Below are 14978 nucleotides of genomic sequence, written 5' to 3' on the forward strand. Positions count from 1 at the left end.
CTCAACGCTGCTCCTTCACCTCGGATACGGCGGGTTCGCGGTCGCTCGTCTGCCGCCGCGTGCGCAGGTGGAAGTTCTCCAGCGTCACGAGCGGCAGTTCCCTGCGCCCCGAGTCCTGCCCGAACGGCCCGTCCCCGCTGTGCTGTTCACCCGTGTCCAGGTGGTCGAGGCTGCACTCGCCAGGGACCGCGGACTCCTCCAGGCGCCGCGCGTCCCCCGCGGCCGCGGTCGGGATGACGTACCGCTCCTCGTACTTGGCGAGCGCGAGCAGCCGGTACAGGTCCTCGATGCCCGCGGGGTCCATGCCGACGCGCGCGCCGATTCCCGGGTCGGGGATGTCGCCGAGGTTGACCGCCCGCATGTGGGAGCGCATCGCCGCGAGCTTCTCCAGCGTGGCCCGTACGGGTCCGACGTCCCCGGCGGTGAAGAGCCCCGCGAGGTAGTCGAGCGGGATGCGGAGCGTGTCGATCGCGCCGAAGAGGTTGCCGACGTCCTCGCCGTCGTGCCCCGTCTCGCTCAGCGCGTCCACGACGGGCGAGAGCGGCGGGATGTACCAGACCATCGGGAGCGTGCGGTACTCGGGATGGAGCGGCAGCGCGATCCTGTGCCGCTTGACGAGCGAGAAGACCGGCGAGCGCCGCGCCGCCTCCAGCCAGTCGTGCGGGATGCCCGCCGCCTCGGCCGCGCGCACCACCCCGGGATCGGACGGGTCGAGGAAGACCCGCAACTGCGCCTCGTACAAGTCCTGTTCGTCCGGGGTCGCCGCCGCTTCCGCGACCTTGTCCGCGTCGTAGAGCAGCACCCCGAGGTACCGCAGCCGTCCCACGCACGTCTCCGAGCACACCGTGGGAAGGCCCACCTCGATGCGCGGGTAGCACAGCGTGCACTTCTCCGCCTTGCCACTGCGGTGGTTGAAGTACACCTTCTTGTACGGGCACGCCGTCACGCACTGCCGCCAGCCCCGGCAGTGGTCCTGGTCCACGAGCACGATCCCGTCCTCGCTGCGCTTGTACATCGCGCCCGAGGGGCACGAGGCGACGCAGGACGGGTTGAGGCAGTGCTCGCAGATGCGCGGCAGGTAGAACATGAAGGACTGCTCGAAGGCGAACGTCACCTTCTCGGATGCCTGTTCGCGCATCCGCTGCACCATCGGGTCGAGGTGCCCGGCCTCGGGCGCGCCGCCGAGGTCGTCGTCCCAGTTCGACGACCACTCGATCTTCATCGGCTTGCCGGTGAGGAGCGAACGCGGTTCGGCGACCGGGTAGTCGTCGCCGAGCGGCGCGTCCGTGAGGTTCTTGTAGTCGTACGTCCAGGGCTCGTAGTAGTCCTTGATCCCGGGCAGGACGGGGTTGGAGAAGAGCGAGGCGAGCCGCCGGAAGCGGCCCCCCGAACGGAGATCGAGCTTTCCGCGCCGGTTCAGCTCCCAGCCGCCGCGCCACTTCCCCTGGTCCTCGTAGCGGCGCGGATAGCCCTGACCCGGGCGCGTCTCCACGTTGTTGAACCAGACGTACTCCATGCCCTCGCGGTTGGTCCACGCCTCCTTGCACGTGACCGAACACGTGTGACAGCCGATGCACTTGTCGAGGTTCATGACCATCGCGACCTGCGCCATGACCTTCACCGGTAGCTCACCTCCTGCGCGCGCCGCCGGATGACCGTGACCTCGTCGCGCTGGTTGCCCGTCGGGCCCAGGTAGTTGAACGCCCACGTCAACTGCGCGTAGCCGCCGATGAGATGGCTGGGTTTGAGGAGCAGCCGGGTCAGCGAGTTGTGGATGCCGCCCCGCTTGCCCGTCGTCTCGGTCCTCGGCACGTTGACCGTCCGCTCCTGCGCGTGGTGCATGTAGACCGTCCCCGCGGGCATCCGGTGCGAGACGATCGCCCGGGCCGCCACGACGCCGTTGCGGTTGACGGCCTCGATCCAGTCGTTGTCCTTCACGCCGATCGCGTCCGCGTCCCGCGGCGCCATCCAGATCGTCTGGCCACCGCGCGAGAGCGCGAGCATGAACAGGTTGTCCTGGTACTCGGAGTGGATCGACCACTTGTTGTGCGGCGTCAAGTACCGCACGGTGACCTGCCGTTCGCCTTCCGGCCCGAGTCGCGGCTCGCCGAAGAGGCGGTGCATGTCGAGCGGCGGCCGGTACACCGGCAGCGCCTCGCCCAGCTCGTGAATCCAGTCGTGGTCGAGGAAGAAGTGCTGCCGCCCGGTCAGCGTGTGCCACGGCTTGAGCTGCTCCACGTTCTGTGTGAACGCCGTGTACCGCCGCCCGCCGTTCTCGCTGCCCGACCACTCGGGCGAGGTGAGGACGGGTACGGGCGCTGCCTGCGTGTCCGCGTACGTGATCCGGACGCCCTCGTGGCCCTCGGCGAGCTGCGCGAGCGGGGTGCCGACACGCTGTTCGAGGGTGCGGAAGCCCTGCGTGGCGAGGTGCCCGTTCGTCGTGCCCGAGAGCGCGAGGATCGTGTTCGCCGCCTTGACGGCGGTGTCGAGCAGCGGGCGCCCCGCCGCGACCCCCTCCCGTACCGTGCCGTTGCGCCGCCCCAGCTCGGCGATTTCCTGCCCGGGCCGCAGCACGACCCCCTTCGCCGGCAGCCCCAGGCCCTCGGCGAGCGGTCCGAGCGCGTCGAACTTCTCGCCGATCTTCGTGTAGTCCCGCTCCACGACCGCGAGCGCGGGCATCGTCCTGCCCGGCACGGCCTCGCAGTCCCCGTGCCGCCAGTCCCGCACCACGCCGCCCGGCTGCCCGGTCTCGCCCGGCGTGTCGTGCTGGAGCGCGCTCGCCACGAGGTCCTTGCGCGTCCCGAGGTGCCCGGCGGCCAGTTCGCTGACCTTGTGCGCGAGGTCCTGGAAGGTCTCGAAGTCGGTGCGTGCCTGCCACGGCGGGTCCACGGCCGGGGTGAAGGCGTGCACGAAGGGGTGCATGTCCGTCGTGGAGAGGTCGTGCTTCTCGTACCAGGTCGCCGCCGGGAGCACCACGTCGGACAGGAGCGTCGAGGAGGTCTGCCGGAAGTCGAGCGAGAGCAGCAGGTCGAGCTTCCCCTCCGGGGCCTCCTCGCGCCACGTCACATCGCGGGGCCGCTGCCCAGGCTCCGCCTCCTCGGCGCGCAGCGAGGACTGCGTGCCGAGGAGGTGCTTCGTGAAGTACTCGGCGCCCTTCGCCGAGGAACCGAGCAGGTTCGCGCGCCACAGCGTCAGCACGCGCGGCCAGTTCCCCGGCGCGTCCGGGTCCTCGCAGGCGAAGTTCAGCGAGCCGTCCTTCAGTTTCTCGACGACCTTCCCGACATCCCCGTCCACCTCGTCCGCGAGATCCAGCGGATTGCGGTCGAAGGTCGGGTACGAGGGCATCCAGCCCAGGCGCGCCGACTGCGCCAGGCAGTCGGCGGCCGTCATCCCGCCGAAGGTGCCCTTGGCGAGCGGCGAGGAGAGCACGTCGGCCCCGAAGCGGTCGTACCGCCACTGGTCGGTGTGCAGGAACCAGTACGCGGCGCCGATCATGTGCCGCGGCGGGCGCTGCCAGTCGAGCGCCCCCGCGAGCGTCGCCCAGCCCGTCGAAGGGCGGCACTTCTCCTGGCCCACGTAGTGCGCCCAGCCGCCCCCGTTGCGCCCCTGGCACCCGGTGAGCTGGAGCAGGGCGAGGAAGGCGCGGTAGATCGTCTCGGAGTGGAACCAGTGGTTCGTGCCCGCGCCCATGAGGATCATGCAGCGGCCCCCGGTCTTCGCCGCCGTGCGCGCGAACTCCCGTGCGATGCGCGCGCACCGCGCGGCGGGAACCGAGGTGTGCGTCTCCTGCCACGCCGGGGTCCCGGGCGCGCTCGCGTCCCCGTAACCCGTCGGCCAGCTCCCCGGCAGGCCCGCGCGCCCCACCCCGTACTGCGCGAGGAGCAGGTCGAACACCGTGGTCACGAGCGGGCCTTCGGCACCCCCGAGCCGCGTCGCAGGCACGCCGCGGCGCAGCACCTCGCCGCGCCCCTGCCCGTGCTCCCCGCCCTCGGTGTCGAAGCGGGGGAGCAGCACCTCGACCCCGGCCGCGTAGCGCTCCCCGTACAGGCTCAGGCGCGGCACCACCTCGCCGAGGTCCAGGTTCCACCTGCCCTTGCCGCTCTCGGTCCAGCGGAAGCCGAGCGAGCCGTTCGGCACGGCCGGCCGGTCGCTCGCCGCGTCGAGCACGACCGTCTTCCACTCCGCGCCCTCCCCGGTCTGCCCGAGGTCGGAGGCGCGCAGGAACTTCGCGGGCACGAGTCCGCCGCCGGGGCGCTCCTCCAGGGTCACGAGGAACGGCAGGTCGGTGTACTTCCGCGTGTAGTCGAGGAAGAAGCGCTCGGGGCGCTCGACGAAGAACTCCCGCAGGATCACGTGCCCCATCGCGAGCGCCAGCGCCCCGTCGGTCCCCGGGTGCGGGTGCAGCCACTCGTCGGCGAACTTCGCGTTGTCCGCGTAGTCCGGCGCGACCACGACGACCTTCTGTCCCCGGTAGCGCGCCTCCGCCATCCAGTGCGCGTCGGGGGTGCGCGTCACGGGCACGTTCGAGCCCCACATCAGGAGGTACGCGGCGTCCCACCAGTCGCCCGACTCGGGCACGTCCGTCTGGTCCCCGAAGACCTGCGGCGAGGCGACCGGCAGGTCCGCGTACCAGTCGTAGAACGAGAGCATGGGCGCCCCGATGAGTCCCATGAACCGCGCCCCGGCCGCGTGCGACACCATCGACATCGCGGGGATCGGCGAGAACCCGGCGATCCGGTCGGGACCGTACGTCTTGAGCGTGTGCACGTGCGCGGCGGCGACCAGCTCGATGGCCTCGTCCCAGCTCGCCCGTACGAGCCCGCCCTTGCCGCGCGCCCGCTGGTAGCGCGCCCGCCGCTCCGGGTCCCCGACGACGGCCGCCCAGGCGCTGACGGGGTCGCCGTGCTCCGCCTTCGCGTGCCGGTACAGGTCGAGGAGCACACCGCGCACGTACGGGTAGCGCACGCGCGTGGGGGAGTACGTGTACCAGGAGAACGCGGCGCCGCGCGGGCAGCCGCGCGGCTCGTACTCGGGCCGGTCGGGGCCGACCGAGGGGTAGTCCGTCGCCTGCGTCTCCCACGTGATGATGCCGTCCTTGACGTACACCTTCCAGCGGCACGAGCCCGTGCAGTTCACGCCGTGCGTGGAGGTGACGACCTTGTCGTGGCTCCAGCGGTCCCGGTAGAAGCCGTCCGCCTGCCTGCCGCCCGTCAGGGCCACGCTGTGCAGGTCGGGGGATGCCGTGCCCCTGCGGAGGAAGCGCCCGGCGCGCAGCAGGGCCGCGCCGGGCTCGGCCGGGGGCGCACCGGCGCCCGCGGTGCCGCGCGCCGCGGTGCCGCGCGCCGCGGTGCTGTGCGTGGCGGTGCTGTGCGTATCGGTCAAGACCCTGCTCCCTCGCTCGCCCTCGTGCGGCGCACGCTAGGCAGCCGGAGAGCCCAGGGGGCGTACGGCACACCCCGCGTGGCGCCTCACGGGTGGCCCGATACCGCCGAACGCGTCACCCCGGCGGCCCCGCGTGCCCGCCTGCCCACCGGCGTGGACCGGCCGGTAACCTGAGCCCGCATCAACCGGCCCCGTCCCCGGCCGGACGTACCTCCCGAGGAGCAGCCTTGCCCGCCGCCCGCCCGCTGCCCGCCGCCGAGATCGGCACCGCCCTCGCCACGCTGCCCGGCTGGAGCGGCGAGAACGACCGCCTCACCCGCGTCTACCGCCTCCCCAGCCACCTCGCCGCTGCCGCCTTCGTGCTCCACATCGCCTCCGTCCAGGAGGACATGGATCACCACGCCGACCTCACCCTCGGCTACAACACCGTGGAGGTGGCGACCCACACGCACAGCGCGGGCGGGAAGATCACCGCGCTCGACGTCACGCTCGCGCGCCGCGTCGAGGAACTGTCCGCCGCCCACGGGGTGCGGAGCTGAGGATGCTCGACTACGACGAGGAGGCCGCCAGCTACGACGAGAGCAGAGGCGGCCTGCCGCGCGCCCGCGCCGCGGCCGAAGCGCTCGCCGGACTCCTGCCGCGCCGCACCCGCACCGTCGTGGACCTCGCCTGCGGCACGGGCATCGTCGGCGGCCGCCTGCGCGAGGCCGGGTACACCGTGCTCGGTCTGGACCTCTCCGCCGGGATGCTCCGGCAGGCCGCCGGGCGCCTCGACGCCGTGGTACGTGCCGACGGGCGCGCCCTGCCGCTCGCGTCGGGCAGCGCCGAAGCCGTCACCGCCGTGTGGCTCCTCAACCTCGTCGACGACGCCGCGCCCTTCGTCGCCGAGGTCGCCCGTGTCCTGCGCCCCGGGGGCCTCTTCGTGACGACGGTCGACAAGTCGGCGGCGCACGCGGGCGACAGCGACATGGACGCGCTGCTCGCCCCGTACCGGCCCGTCGAACTCCCCGACGGCGCCGGCCGCGTGACCGCGCTCGCCGCCGCGCACGATCTGCGCCCGCACAGCTCGGCCCGCTTCACCGGGCACGGCCAGGGCCGCAGCCCGCGCGAGACCGCCGCGCGCGTGCGCGAGGGCAGCCTGTACGCGGCGGGCGGCGAGGACCTGGCCCGTCGCCTCGAAGCGCTGCCCCGCCCCGACGTGCCGCGCGGGGACCCCTCGTACACGCTGCTCGCGCTGCGCAAGCGGAACCGGGGCTGAGGCGGGGCCGCGCCGCGGGCCGGGGCCGCGCCGCCCCGGAAGACGAGGAGGGGACGCCCGGCGTGCGCGCCGCGCGTCCCCTCTCGCGTTCCCCCGTTCCCCCGTACTCGCGTACTCGCGTACGGAACGGCGTCAGTTGACGTCGTCCGGGTGGCCGCCGAGCCTGTGCTCCTCGTTGAGGGCGCGGATCGCTGCCATGTCCTCCTCGTCCAGCTCGAAGGAGAACACGTCGATGTTCTCCGTGATCCGGGAGGGGGTCACGGACTTCGGGATGACCACGTTGCCGAGCTGGACGTGCCAGCGCAGCACGATCTGCGCCGGGGTGCGGCCGTGCTTCTGGGCGATCGCCACGAGCGCGGGCACCTCCAGGAGGCCCTTGCCCTGGCCCAGCGGCGACCACGCCTCGGTCGCGATGCCCTGCTCGGCGTGGAAGGCGCGCGCCTCGCTCTGCTGGAGGTGCGGGTGCAGCTCGATCTGGTTGACCGCGGGGATGACCGAGGTCTCCTCGACGAGCCGCTTCAGGTGCGCGGGCGTGAAGTTGGAGACGCCTATCGCGCGGGTGCGCCCGTCGGCGAGGAGCTTCTCGAAGGCGCGCCACGTGTCGACGTAGCGGTCCTTGGCCGGGCACGGCCAGTGGATCAAGTACAGGTCCACGTAGTCGAGGCCCAGCTTGTCGAGCGAGGCGTCGAAGGCCCGCAGCGTCGAGTCGTACCCCTGCTCCTCGTTCCACAGCTTCGTCGTCACGAACAGCTCGTCGCGGGCGAGCCCGGAGGCCGCGATGGCCTTGCCCGTACCGCGCTCGTTGCCGTAGATCGCGGCCGTGTCGATCGAGCGGTAACCCGCGTCGAGCGCGTGCCCGACAGCGGTCGTCGCCTCCTCGTCGGGCACCTGCCACACGCCGAAGCCGAGCTGCGGCATCTCGACGCCATTGTTCAGGACGATCGGGGGAACCACCTTGTGCGCACTCACTGCGTCTGTCGATCCTTAGCTTTCGTCGGCTTCTCATCGGCCGGTACGGGGCCGCGCCCACGCGGGCCGCGCGCACCCGTACCGGATGTCATGCTCACCGACCTTAACGACGCCCACCAGGACCTGTGTTCCCGGGGCGCCGCCGCTCGGCCCGGGTGCCGCCGGCGCGGCCCCTGCCTCAGCCGTGGTACAGCGCCGTGATCTCCCGCGCGTACGCGTCCTCGATCGCCTTCCGCTTGAGCTTGAGCGAGGGGGTCAGGAGCCCCTGCTCCTCGGTGAAGGGCCGCGACAGGATGCGGAAGGTACGGATCGACTCGGCCTGCGACACGAGGGTGTTCGCCGCGACGACCGCGCGCCGCACCTCGCGCTCCAGTTCCGGGTCGCGCACCACGGCCGCCGGCTCGCGCACCGGCTGCCCGCGCATCTCCAGCCAGTGGGCCACCGCGTCCTCGTCGAGCGTGACGAGCGCGGAGATGTACGGGCGGTCGTTGCCCAGGACGACGCACTGCGCCACGAGCGGGTGCTCCCGAACGCGGTCCTCCAGCGGCCCGGGCGAGACGCTCTTGCCGCCCGAGGTCACGAGGATCTCCTTCTTGCGGCCGGTGATGGTGAGATAGCCGTCCTCGTCGAGCCGCCCGATGTCACCCGTCGCGAGCCAGCCCTCGCGCAGCGCCGCGTGCCCGCTGCGCGGCGTGTTGAGGTAGCCCTGGAAGACGTGGTCCCCGCGCAGCCACACCTCCCCGTCCTCCGCGATCCGCACCGTCGTCCCCGGCAGCGGACGCCCCACCGTGCCGAAGCGGGCCCGGCCGGGCGGGTTCGCCGTGGCCGCCGCGCTCGACTCGGTGAGCCCGTACCCCTCGTACACCGTCACGCCCGCGCCCGAGAAGAACAGCCCGAGCTTGCGGTCCATCGCCGAACCGCCCGACATCGCGTACCGCATCCGCCCGCCCAGCACCGCGCGAAGGCGCGCGTACACGAGCTTGTCGTAGAGCTGGTGCTGCATCCGCAGCTGGGCCCCCGGCCCCGGGCCGAGCCCCAGCGCCCGCTGCTCGCGCGCCTCCGCGTAGCGCACGGCGACCTCGACCGCCTTCGCGAAGACCCCGCCGCGCCCCTCCGCCTCCGCCTTCCGCGCGGCCGCGCGGTAGATCTTCTCGAAGATGTACGGCACCGCGAGCACGAAACTCGGCCGGAACGACGCCAGTTCGGGTATGAGCGCGTCCGCGCTGAGCCGTGGCTGATGCCCGAAACGGACCCGCCCGCGTACCGCCGCGACCTCCACGACGCGTCCGAAGACGTGCGCGAGCGGCAGGAAGAGCAGCGTCGACGCCTCCTCGCCGCGCTGCGGCTGGAAGACCGGTTCCCATGCGCCGAGCAGCGTGTCCGCCTCGAACATGAAGTTGCCGTGGGTCAGGACGCAGCCCTTGGGACGGCCCGTCGTGCCCGAGGTGTAGATGATCGAGGCCACCGACTCGGGCGTGACCGCCCTGCGGTGCCGGTGCACCACCTCGTCGTCGAGCTGCGCGCCCGCCGCCATCAGCTCCTGCTCGGCGCCCGCGTCGAACTGCCACAGGCGGCGCAGGTGGGGTAGCCGGTCGATGACCGAGCCGACGGTCATCGCGTGGTCCTCGTGCTCGACGAACGCGGCGGCGACCTGCGCGTCGTGCAGCATCCAGTACACCTGCTCCGCCGACGACGTCGGGTACACGGGGACGACCTGCGCGCCCACCGTCCACAGCGCGAAGTCGAGCAGCGTCCACTCGTACCGCGTCGGCGCCATGAGCGCGACCCTGTCCCCGAAGCGGATGCCCTCGGCGAGCAGTCCCTTCGCGACGGCGAGGACCTGGTCGCGGAAACCGGCCGCCGTCACGTCCTGCCAGCGCCCGCCGCTCTTGCGCGCGAGCACGACACGGCCCGGGTCCTCGCTCGCATGGTCGAAGACACAGTCGGCGAGGCCGCCCACCGGCCGCGCCCGGGTCAGCGGGGGCTGACTGAACTCGCGCAAAGCTGCTCCTCTCAGGGCCCGTCGTCACCTTCCCGTCCGCGTACGTCCCGTACGAGGGGCTGGGGGCGGCGCGCCGAAAGAGCGCACCGGACGCCGTGCGGCCGCCCTCCGGGCGACGACGGGACGGTGGCGACAAGCCCTGGCGCCGCGCACCCCTGCGCCGGGCTGGTGCGGGGGTGCGGCGCCGAGACGCTACCGCAGGTAAGCGCCACCAGGGGAGCCCTCGCGCGGCGTCTGTCCCGCCCGCATATGCCCGGATCTCTCCCCGGAACCCGCCCCAACCGGGGCGCAGCGGGACAGGACCCGAGGAGAATCGCGGGGGATTACTGACTGATGGGTAAGTACCGCGCGGCCCTCCTCCACGGAATCTGTACCGAAGCCGCACGTGGCACGGAGGGTTTCCGCAGGTGAGGGGGTGTCAGGCGGGGGAGCGGGAGAGCTGAGGTGTCAGGCGGGGGAGCGGGGCGGCTGGGCTGTCAGGCGGAGGCGGGTGGGGGAGCGGGGGCGCCCGCGGGGGTACGGGCGGGACGCGCGCCCGGCTCAGCGGGCCCGCCCGCCCCCGGCTCCTCCCGCCCCTCCGCCCTCGGCCGGCCCGCGTCCGCGGCCCCCCGTCGGCCGGGTTCCTCGGCCCCCCCGCCCGCCGGGTTCCTCGACCCCCCGCCCGCCGGGCGACTGCGCCCCCCGCTCCCGCAGCGCGAGCAGCACCAGGAGTCCCGCCACGAGCGCCGTCGCCCCCGCGACCAGGGCCGCCCTGTCGAGGCCCGCAGCGAAGGCCCCGCGCAGCGCGTGCTCGGGGAACGTCTCGCGCAGCGCCCCCGCGCCCCCGCCCACGAGGGCGTGCGCCGCCGGGCCTGGCAGGTCGTCGCCGACCCGCGCGGTGAGGACCGTGCCGTAGACCGCTACCCCCAGCGCGTACCCCAGCTGCCGGAACGTGTTGACGGCGCCGCCCGCCGTTCCCGCCTGCTCCGGCGCCACCGACGCGAGCGCGGCGCCGCCGAGCGCGGGCGCGGCGAGCCCCACCCCGGCCCCCGCCACCACGAGCCCCACGACCAGGCTCCCGGGTCCCGAGCCGGGGCCGAGCACCGCCTGCCCCGCGGTCCCCGCGCCGGTCAGTACGAGCCCTCCGCCCAGCACCCACCGCGCGGAGACCCCGTGCAGCAGCCGCCCGCCGAGCGCGGCGACCACGAAGGACGTGGCGGCGAGCGGCAGCAGCGCGAGCCCGGTCCCCGTCGCGTCGCGGCCGAGCAGTGTCTGAAGCCACAGCGAGGTGTACGGGAGCACTCCGAAGGCCCCCGCGTTGTAGGCGAGCGCCGCGCACATCACCACACCGAAGGCGGGCCGCAGGAAGAGCCTCGGGTCCAGCATCGGCCGCGCGCGCCGCAGCTCCGCGAGCACGAAGGCCACGAGCCCCGCCGCCGCGAGCCCCAGCTCCCCGAGCACGCCCGCCGAACCCCAGCCGTGCTCCCCGGCCCGCACCACCGCGTACGTCGTGGCCCCGGCGAACACCGTGAACGTCACGGTCCCCGCGAGGTCCACCCGTACCCCCCTGCGCCGCGTCCCCTGCGCGAGGCACCGCAGCGTCAGCACCACGGCGACGGCACTCACCGGCACGTTGACGAGGAAGATCCACCGCCACCCCGGACCGTCCACGAGCAGCCCTCCGAGCACGGGACCCAGCGCGGCGGCCGCGCCCGAGCAGGCGCCCCACACCCCGAGGGCCACTGACCTGTCCCGCCCCTGGTAGGCCTGTCCGAGCAGCGCCAGCGAGGTCGCGAGCATCGCCGCGCCTCCGACGCCCTGCACGATCCGGAGCGCCACGAGCATTGAGGCCGAACCTGCGAGCCCGCAGCCCAGCGAGGCGCACGCGAACACCCCCGTCCCCGCGAGGTACGCCGCGCGCCCGCCCCACGCGTCCGCGAGCGCCCCCGCGGCGAGCAGCAGCGCGGCGAGCGCGAGCGCGTACCCGTCCATCACCCACGGGAGCCCGCTCGGCGAGACCCCCAGGCTCTCGCCGAGCGCGGGCAGTGCCACCACCACGATCGTCGTGTCGAGCAGCAGCATGAACGCCCCCAGGCAGACCGCCACGAGCGGTCCCCACTTCCGCATGTCCCCACACCCTCCGGTCAACTCCCGCCCGGCGGACGGAATGCGCTCCGTACGATGGGCGGAGGCGCGTACCCGCACCAGCCGGAACGGCCGCACCGACGTGATCCGACACAGAAGGGGGTGCCGGCGATGCCTTCCGACATCCGCGCGGCGGCCTCCCGCCCCGCCTTCGACCGGACCGACCTCGCTGTCCTCCAGGCGCTCGACATCGACGGGCGCGCCTCGTTCAGCCGCATCGGCGCCGCGCTCGGGATCAGCGACCAGACCGTGGCCAGGCGGCTCGCACGGATGCGCGCGCACGCGGGGGCCAGGGTCGTCGCCGTACGCGACCGTACGCGGGCCGTCGTCGCGTCGTGGACGCTGCGCCTGCGCTGCTCCCCCGACGCGGCCCCCGGGCTCGCCCGCGCCCTCGCCCGGCGCGCCGACACCTCGTGGATCGTGCTCGTGTCGGGCGGCACGGAGGTCGTCGTCACGACAGGCGCCGACTCCGCCGCCGCGCGCGACGCCCTGCTGCTCGGCACCCTGCCCCGTACCCCCGCGCTCGACGGCATCCGCGCCCACCAGCACCTGCACCGCTTCTTCGGCGGCCCCAGCGGCTGGCTCGCCAAGGCCGGGGCGCTCAGCGCGGAGCAGCGCGCCGCGCTGAGCCAGGGGCCGAGGGCGGGGCAGCGGCCGGGGCCGGGAGCAGGCCCGGGGCAGGGAACCGGGGCGGGGCCGGGGGAGGGCTCGCGGCCTGCGCCCGCTCCCGCGCCGGTACCTCCGCCGTACGAGGACGGACCGGACCCGGCGCCCGAGGACGCCGCGCTCATCGCGGCACTCGCACGCGACGGGCGGCTGCCCTTCCCCCGTCTCGCCGAACTGACCGGCCGTTCGGAGGCGACGGTGCGGCGCCGCACGGCACGGCTCCTCGCCTCGGGGGCGCTCTTCCTCGACGTCCAGTACGACCCGGCGGCCTTCGGCTTCGGCACGGCCGCGCTGCTGTGGATCGAGACCGAGCCGGGCGCCAGGCACCGCACGGGCGAGGCACTCGCGGCCCACGCCGAGATCGCGAGCGTCACCGCCGTGACGGGGGACTGCGACCTCACCGCCGTCCTCGTCTGCCGCGACACCCGCGCGCTGTACGCCTACCTCAGCGACACACTCGGCCCGCTCCCCGGCGTCCGCCGCGTCGAGTGCACGCCGATCCTCCGGCAGGTCAAGCAGCTGGTGTACGAGGAGGGCACCGCCGGCTGAGCGTGCCGCGCCGCCCGTATCGGCGCGCCGATTCCGTACGGGCTCCCCGCCGCGGCGAGCGAATAAACCCCGCCAGGCCCCTTTCGGACACCCGGGGCCCGGAAAAAGGCCGGAGAAGCCCGTCGACGTCACATCCTTCCCAGGAGCGTTGACAGGCCATCAATTGCTGGGCTTCACTGTGATCATCGGCGCGCCGGAGGGAAATCCGACCGATCGACCGCGCGGCGCACGATGTTTTCCTTGACCGTCCCACCCGGAAAGAAGGAAAGAAATGCGGCTGCTTTTCTCGCTCAAGAACAAGATGTCCCAGCAGAAGAGCCTGAAGGCGCACGCCTGGTACATCTGGTACTGATCCCCCTCGGCCGCGTTCTCTTTCCGGGAGCGCATCTTCGGCCGGGGCGGCGCGCGGCGGCAGGCCCGCCGTGCGCCGCCCTCCCGGCCCTCTGGAGCTGCACGGATGACGTCACACACCCGGACGCGCCGTCGCGAGCGGGAGACCCTCTTCGCGCCGCGCCTCGACGCCCTGCTGCGCACGCACCTCGGCGCGGACCTCTTCCGCCTGGAGGCCGACACGGTCGGCGTCGCGGGACCCGAACTCGTCGATCGCGTACTGGCCGCGCGCCCGGCGGGCAAGACCGAACGCCCCACCTTCAAACCGCTCCTCGGCCGCGCGATCCCGCACCAGCAGGCCGCGAGCCAGATGCAGGCCATCGGCCACGACGTGCGCGCGGCCCTGAAGCGCGAGGCGCCGCGCGCCCCCGACCTCTCCGGCCCCTGGCCCCACGTCGGGCACGTCTACCTGCGGGACCTGATACTCGGCGGGGACCCGCGCCGCCTGCGCGTCCTGATGAACCGCGCCCTGGAGCTGACCCCGAAGCTCACCTGGACCGTCATCGCGGCCGGAGCCGCCCTCCCCGCCCCGCGCCGCCGCACCGGCACGACCCGGCTCGGCGCGCTCAGCACCGGGGCCGCCACGTACCAGGAGCGCAGGTACGCGATGGGGCTCTACCGGCGCACGGCGGCCCCCGTGTGCTTCACGATCTCCACGCTCGTCGCCAACGCGCTCTGGCTCGGCGCCCCCTTCGCTCCCGGGGTCCCGAGCCGTCACCTCGTCCACGAGTCCCTGCGCCTGCTGCCCCCCTCGTGGAATGTCCTGCGCAATTCCTCGCCCGAATATCCCGCGATCGACGCCCGTATCACGCCCGCCGACGACGTTCTCGTCCTCCCTTTCCTCAGCCATCGTGATCCTGCGCTGTGGGAGAATCCCGAGGAATTCAGACCGGAACGCTGGGAGGAACTGGACCCCGACCGCACCCCCGGATATCTGCCTTTCGGGCATTCGTCCGAACGCTGCTGGGGACGGCACATGGTCCTGCCCCTCGCCGAAATGCTCCTGGACATGATCAGGGCCGCAGGACTCGTCGTCGACCCCCGGCAGCGCACCGCGCGGGTGCCGCTCACCGGCCTGATGGGGGTGGACCGGGTCCGCCTCGTTCACGCCTGAGCCGTCGCGGGGGCCCCTCCCGGCATCAGGGCGCCCGCCGGTCGTACCATCCGTACGTCGACGGGACCCTCGTCATCGACGACGAAGCCGTGGCGGGCGTAGAGCCGCTGGGCGGCGCTGCCGCGCAGCACGTGCAGGCGCACGGGCCGCCCGTCCGCGCGCTCCAGGAGCGACCGCAGGACGGCGCCGCCGAGGCCCCTGCCCTGGTGGCGCGGGGCGAGGTAGAAGTGTTCGAGCCAGTGGCCCGCACCGGCGGGCCGGAACGTGACACAGCCCGCGAGGGCGCCCCCGTGCACGATCGCCGAGGTGTGGCGCGGCGAGAAGGAGTCCCGCAGCCGCTGCCGCACCCGGTGCTCGTCGTAGCGTCCGAGCCGCTCCAGATCGGGGCGCATGACCTCGGCCCGTATCTCCACGAGCGCGTCGAGGTCGGCCGTGGTGGCGGCGCGCAGCGCCCACTCCCCGCCGTCGCCCTCGCCGCTCGTCCCCACCCTGTTTCCCGCCGCCTCTGCGCGCATGGCAGGAAT

General features: G+C 73.6%; 11 protein-coding genes. 5 read left to right on the forward strand and 6 right to left on the reverse strand.

The genetic code is table 11. The features are described from left to right. Position 1: 1 nt before the first annotated feature. Both narH and ACQYWQ_RS26515 read right to left on the reverse strand, forming a co-directional pair. Complete coding sequence (gene narH, locus ACQYWQ_RS26510; protein ID WP_431038085.1) at positions 2 to 1621, reverse strand: nitrate reductase subunit beta; 1620 nt, start codon at positions 1619 to 1621, stop codon at positions 2 to 4. Then, positions 1618 to 5277, reverse strand: coding sequence for a nitrate reductase subunit alpha (locus ACQYWQ_RS26515; protein ID WP_431039357.1), 3660 nt, complete (start codon positions 5275 to 5277; stop codon positions 1618 to 1620). The genes narH and ACQYWQ_RS26515 overlap by 4 nt, the downstream gene beginning before the upstream one ends. 332 nt (positions 5278 to 5609) lie before the next feature. On the opposite strand from ACQYWQ_RS26515, the gene ACQYWQ_RS26520 reads away from it, so the two are divergent. Both ACQYWQ_RS26520 and ACQYWQ_RS26525 read left to right on the forward strand, forming a co-directional pair. Continuing rightward, entirely contained in the window at positions 5610 to 5921 is a 312-nt protein-coding gene (locus ACQYWQ_RS26520; RefSeq protein WP_431038087.1) for a 4a-hydroxytetrahydrobiopterin dehydratase, read from the forward strand. Positions 5922 to 5923: 2 nt separating this feature from the next. Next, positions 5924 to 6640, forward strand: a complete 717-nt coding sequence (locus ACQYWQ_RS26525) for a class I SAM-dependent methyltransferase (RefSeq protein WP_431038088.1) — start codon at positions 5924 to 5926, stop codon at positions 6638 to 6640. Positions 6641 to 6772: 132 nt separating this feature from the next. Here the strand turns inward: ACQYWQ_RS26525 and ACQYWQ_RS26530 are convergent, their stop codons facing one another. From ACQYWQ_RS26530 to ACQYWQ_RS26540, 3 genes are all read right to left on the reverse strand, one after another. Beyond that, positions 6773 to 7609, reverse strand: coding sequence for an aldo/keto reductase (locus ACQYWQ_RS26530; RefSeq protein WP_431038090.1), 837 nt, complete (start codon positions 7607 to 7609; stop codon positions 6773 to 6775). Between the two features lie 178 nt (positions 7610 to 7787). Beyond that, entirely contained in the window at positions 7788 to 9611 is a 1824-nt protein-coding gene (locus tag ACQYWQ_RS26535) for an AMP-dependent synthetase/ligase (protein ID WP_431038092.1), read from the reverse strand. Positions 9612 to 10151: 540 nt separating this feature from the next. Beyond that, entirely contained in the window at positions 10152 to 11717 is a 1566-nt protein-coding gene (locus ACQYWQ_RS26540) for an MFS transporter (protein WP_431038094.1), read from the reverse strand. Between the two features lie 129 nt (positions 11718 to 11846). On the opposite strand from ACQYWQ_RS26540, the gene ACQYWQ_RS26545 reads away from it, so the two are divergent. From ACQYWQ_RS26545 to ACQYWQ_RS26555, 3 genes are all read left to right on the forward strand, one after another. After that, on the forward strand, positions 11847 to 12950 hold the full coding sequence (locus ACQYWQ_RS26545) for an Lrp/AsnC family transcriptional regulator (RefSeq protein WP_431038096.1): 1104 nt from the start codon (positions 11847 to 11849) through the stop codon (positions 12948 to 12950). A 271-nt stretch (positions 12951 to 13221) separates the two neighbouring features. Beyond that, positions 13222 to 13302: a tryptorubin family RiPP precursor gene (locus ACQYWQ_RS26550; protein WP_218105334.1), complete on the forward strand. Its 81-nt coding sequence runs from the start codon at positions 13222 to 13224 to the stop codon at positions 13300 to 13302. 105 nt (positions 13303 to 13407) lie between these two features. Next, the gene (locus tag ACQYWQ_RS26555) at positions 13408 to 14454 is read left to right on the forward strand and encodes a cytochrome P450 (protein WP_431038097.1); all 1047 of its coding nucleotides are present in this window, start codon (positions 13408 to 13410) and stop codon (positions 14452 to 14454) included. Here the strand turns inward: ACQYWQ_RS26555 and ACQYWQ_RS26560 are convergent. Then, complete coding sequence (locus tag ACQYWQ_RS26560; protein WP_431038099.1) at positions 14445 to 14969, reverse strand: GNAT family N-acetyltransferase; 525 nt, start codon at positions 14967 to 14969, stop codon at positions 14445 to 14447. The genes ACQYWQ_RS26555 and ACQYWQ_RS26560 overlap by 10 nt on opposite strands. Positions 14970 to 14978 lie beyond the last annotated feature (9 nt).

Source organism: Streptomyces sp. P6-2-1, from assembly GCF_050613165.1.
Taxonomy (GTDB): Bacteria; Actinomycetota; Actinomycetes; order Streptomycetales; family Streptomycetaceae; genus Streptomyces.

Coding starts and splice junctions, on each gene's coding strand:
- ACQYWQ_RS26550 (WP_218105334.1), top strand. CDS start 13,222: ATGCGGCTGCTTTTCTCGCTCAAGAACAAGATGTCCCAGCAGAAGAGC.
- ACQYWQ_RS26560 (WP_431038099.1), bottom strand. CDS start 14,969: ATGCGCGCAGAGGCGGCGGGAAACAGGGTGGGGACGAGCGGCGAGGGC.
- ACQYWQ_RS26555 (WP_431038097.1), top strand. CDS start 13,408: ATGACGTCACACACCCGGACGCGCCGTCGCGAGCGGGAGACCCTCTTC.
- ACQYWQ_RS26540 (WP_431038094.1), bottom strand. CDS start 11,717: ATGCGGAAGTGGGGACCGCTCGTGGCGGTCTGCCTGGGGGCGTTCATG.
- ACQYWQ_RS26525 (WP_431038088.1), top strand. CDS start 5,924: ATGCTCGACTACGACGAGGAGGCCGCCAGCTACGACGAGAGCAGAGGC.
- ACQYWQ_RS26545 (WP_431038096.1), top strand. CDS start 11,847: ATGCCTTCCGACATCCGCGCGGCGGCCTCCCGCCCCGCCTTCGACCGG.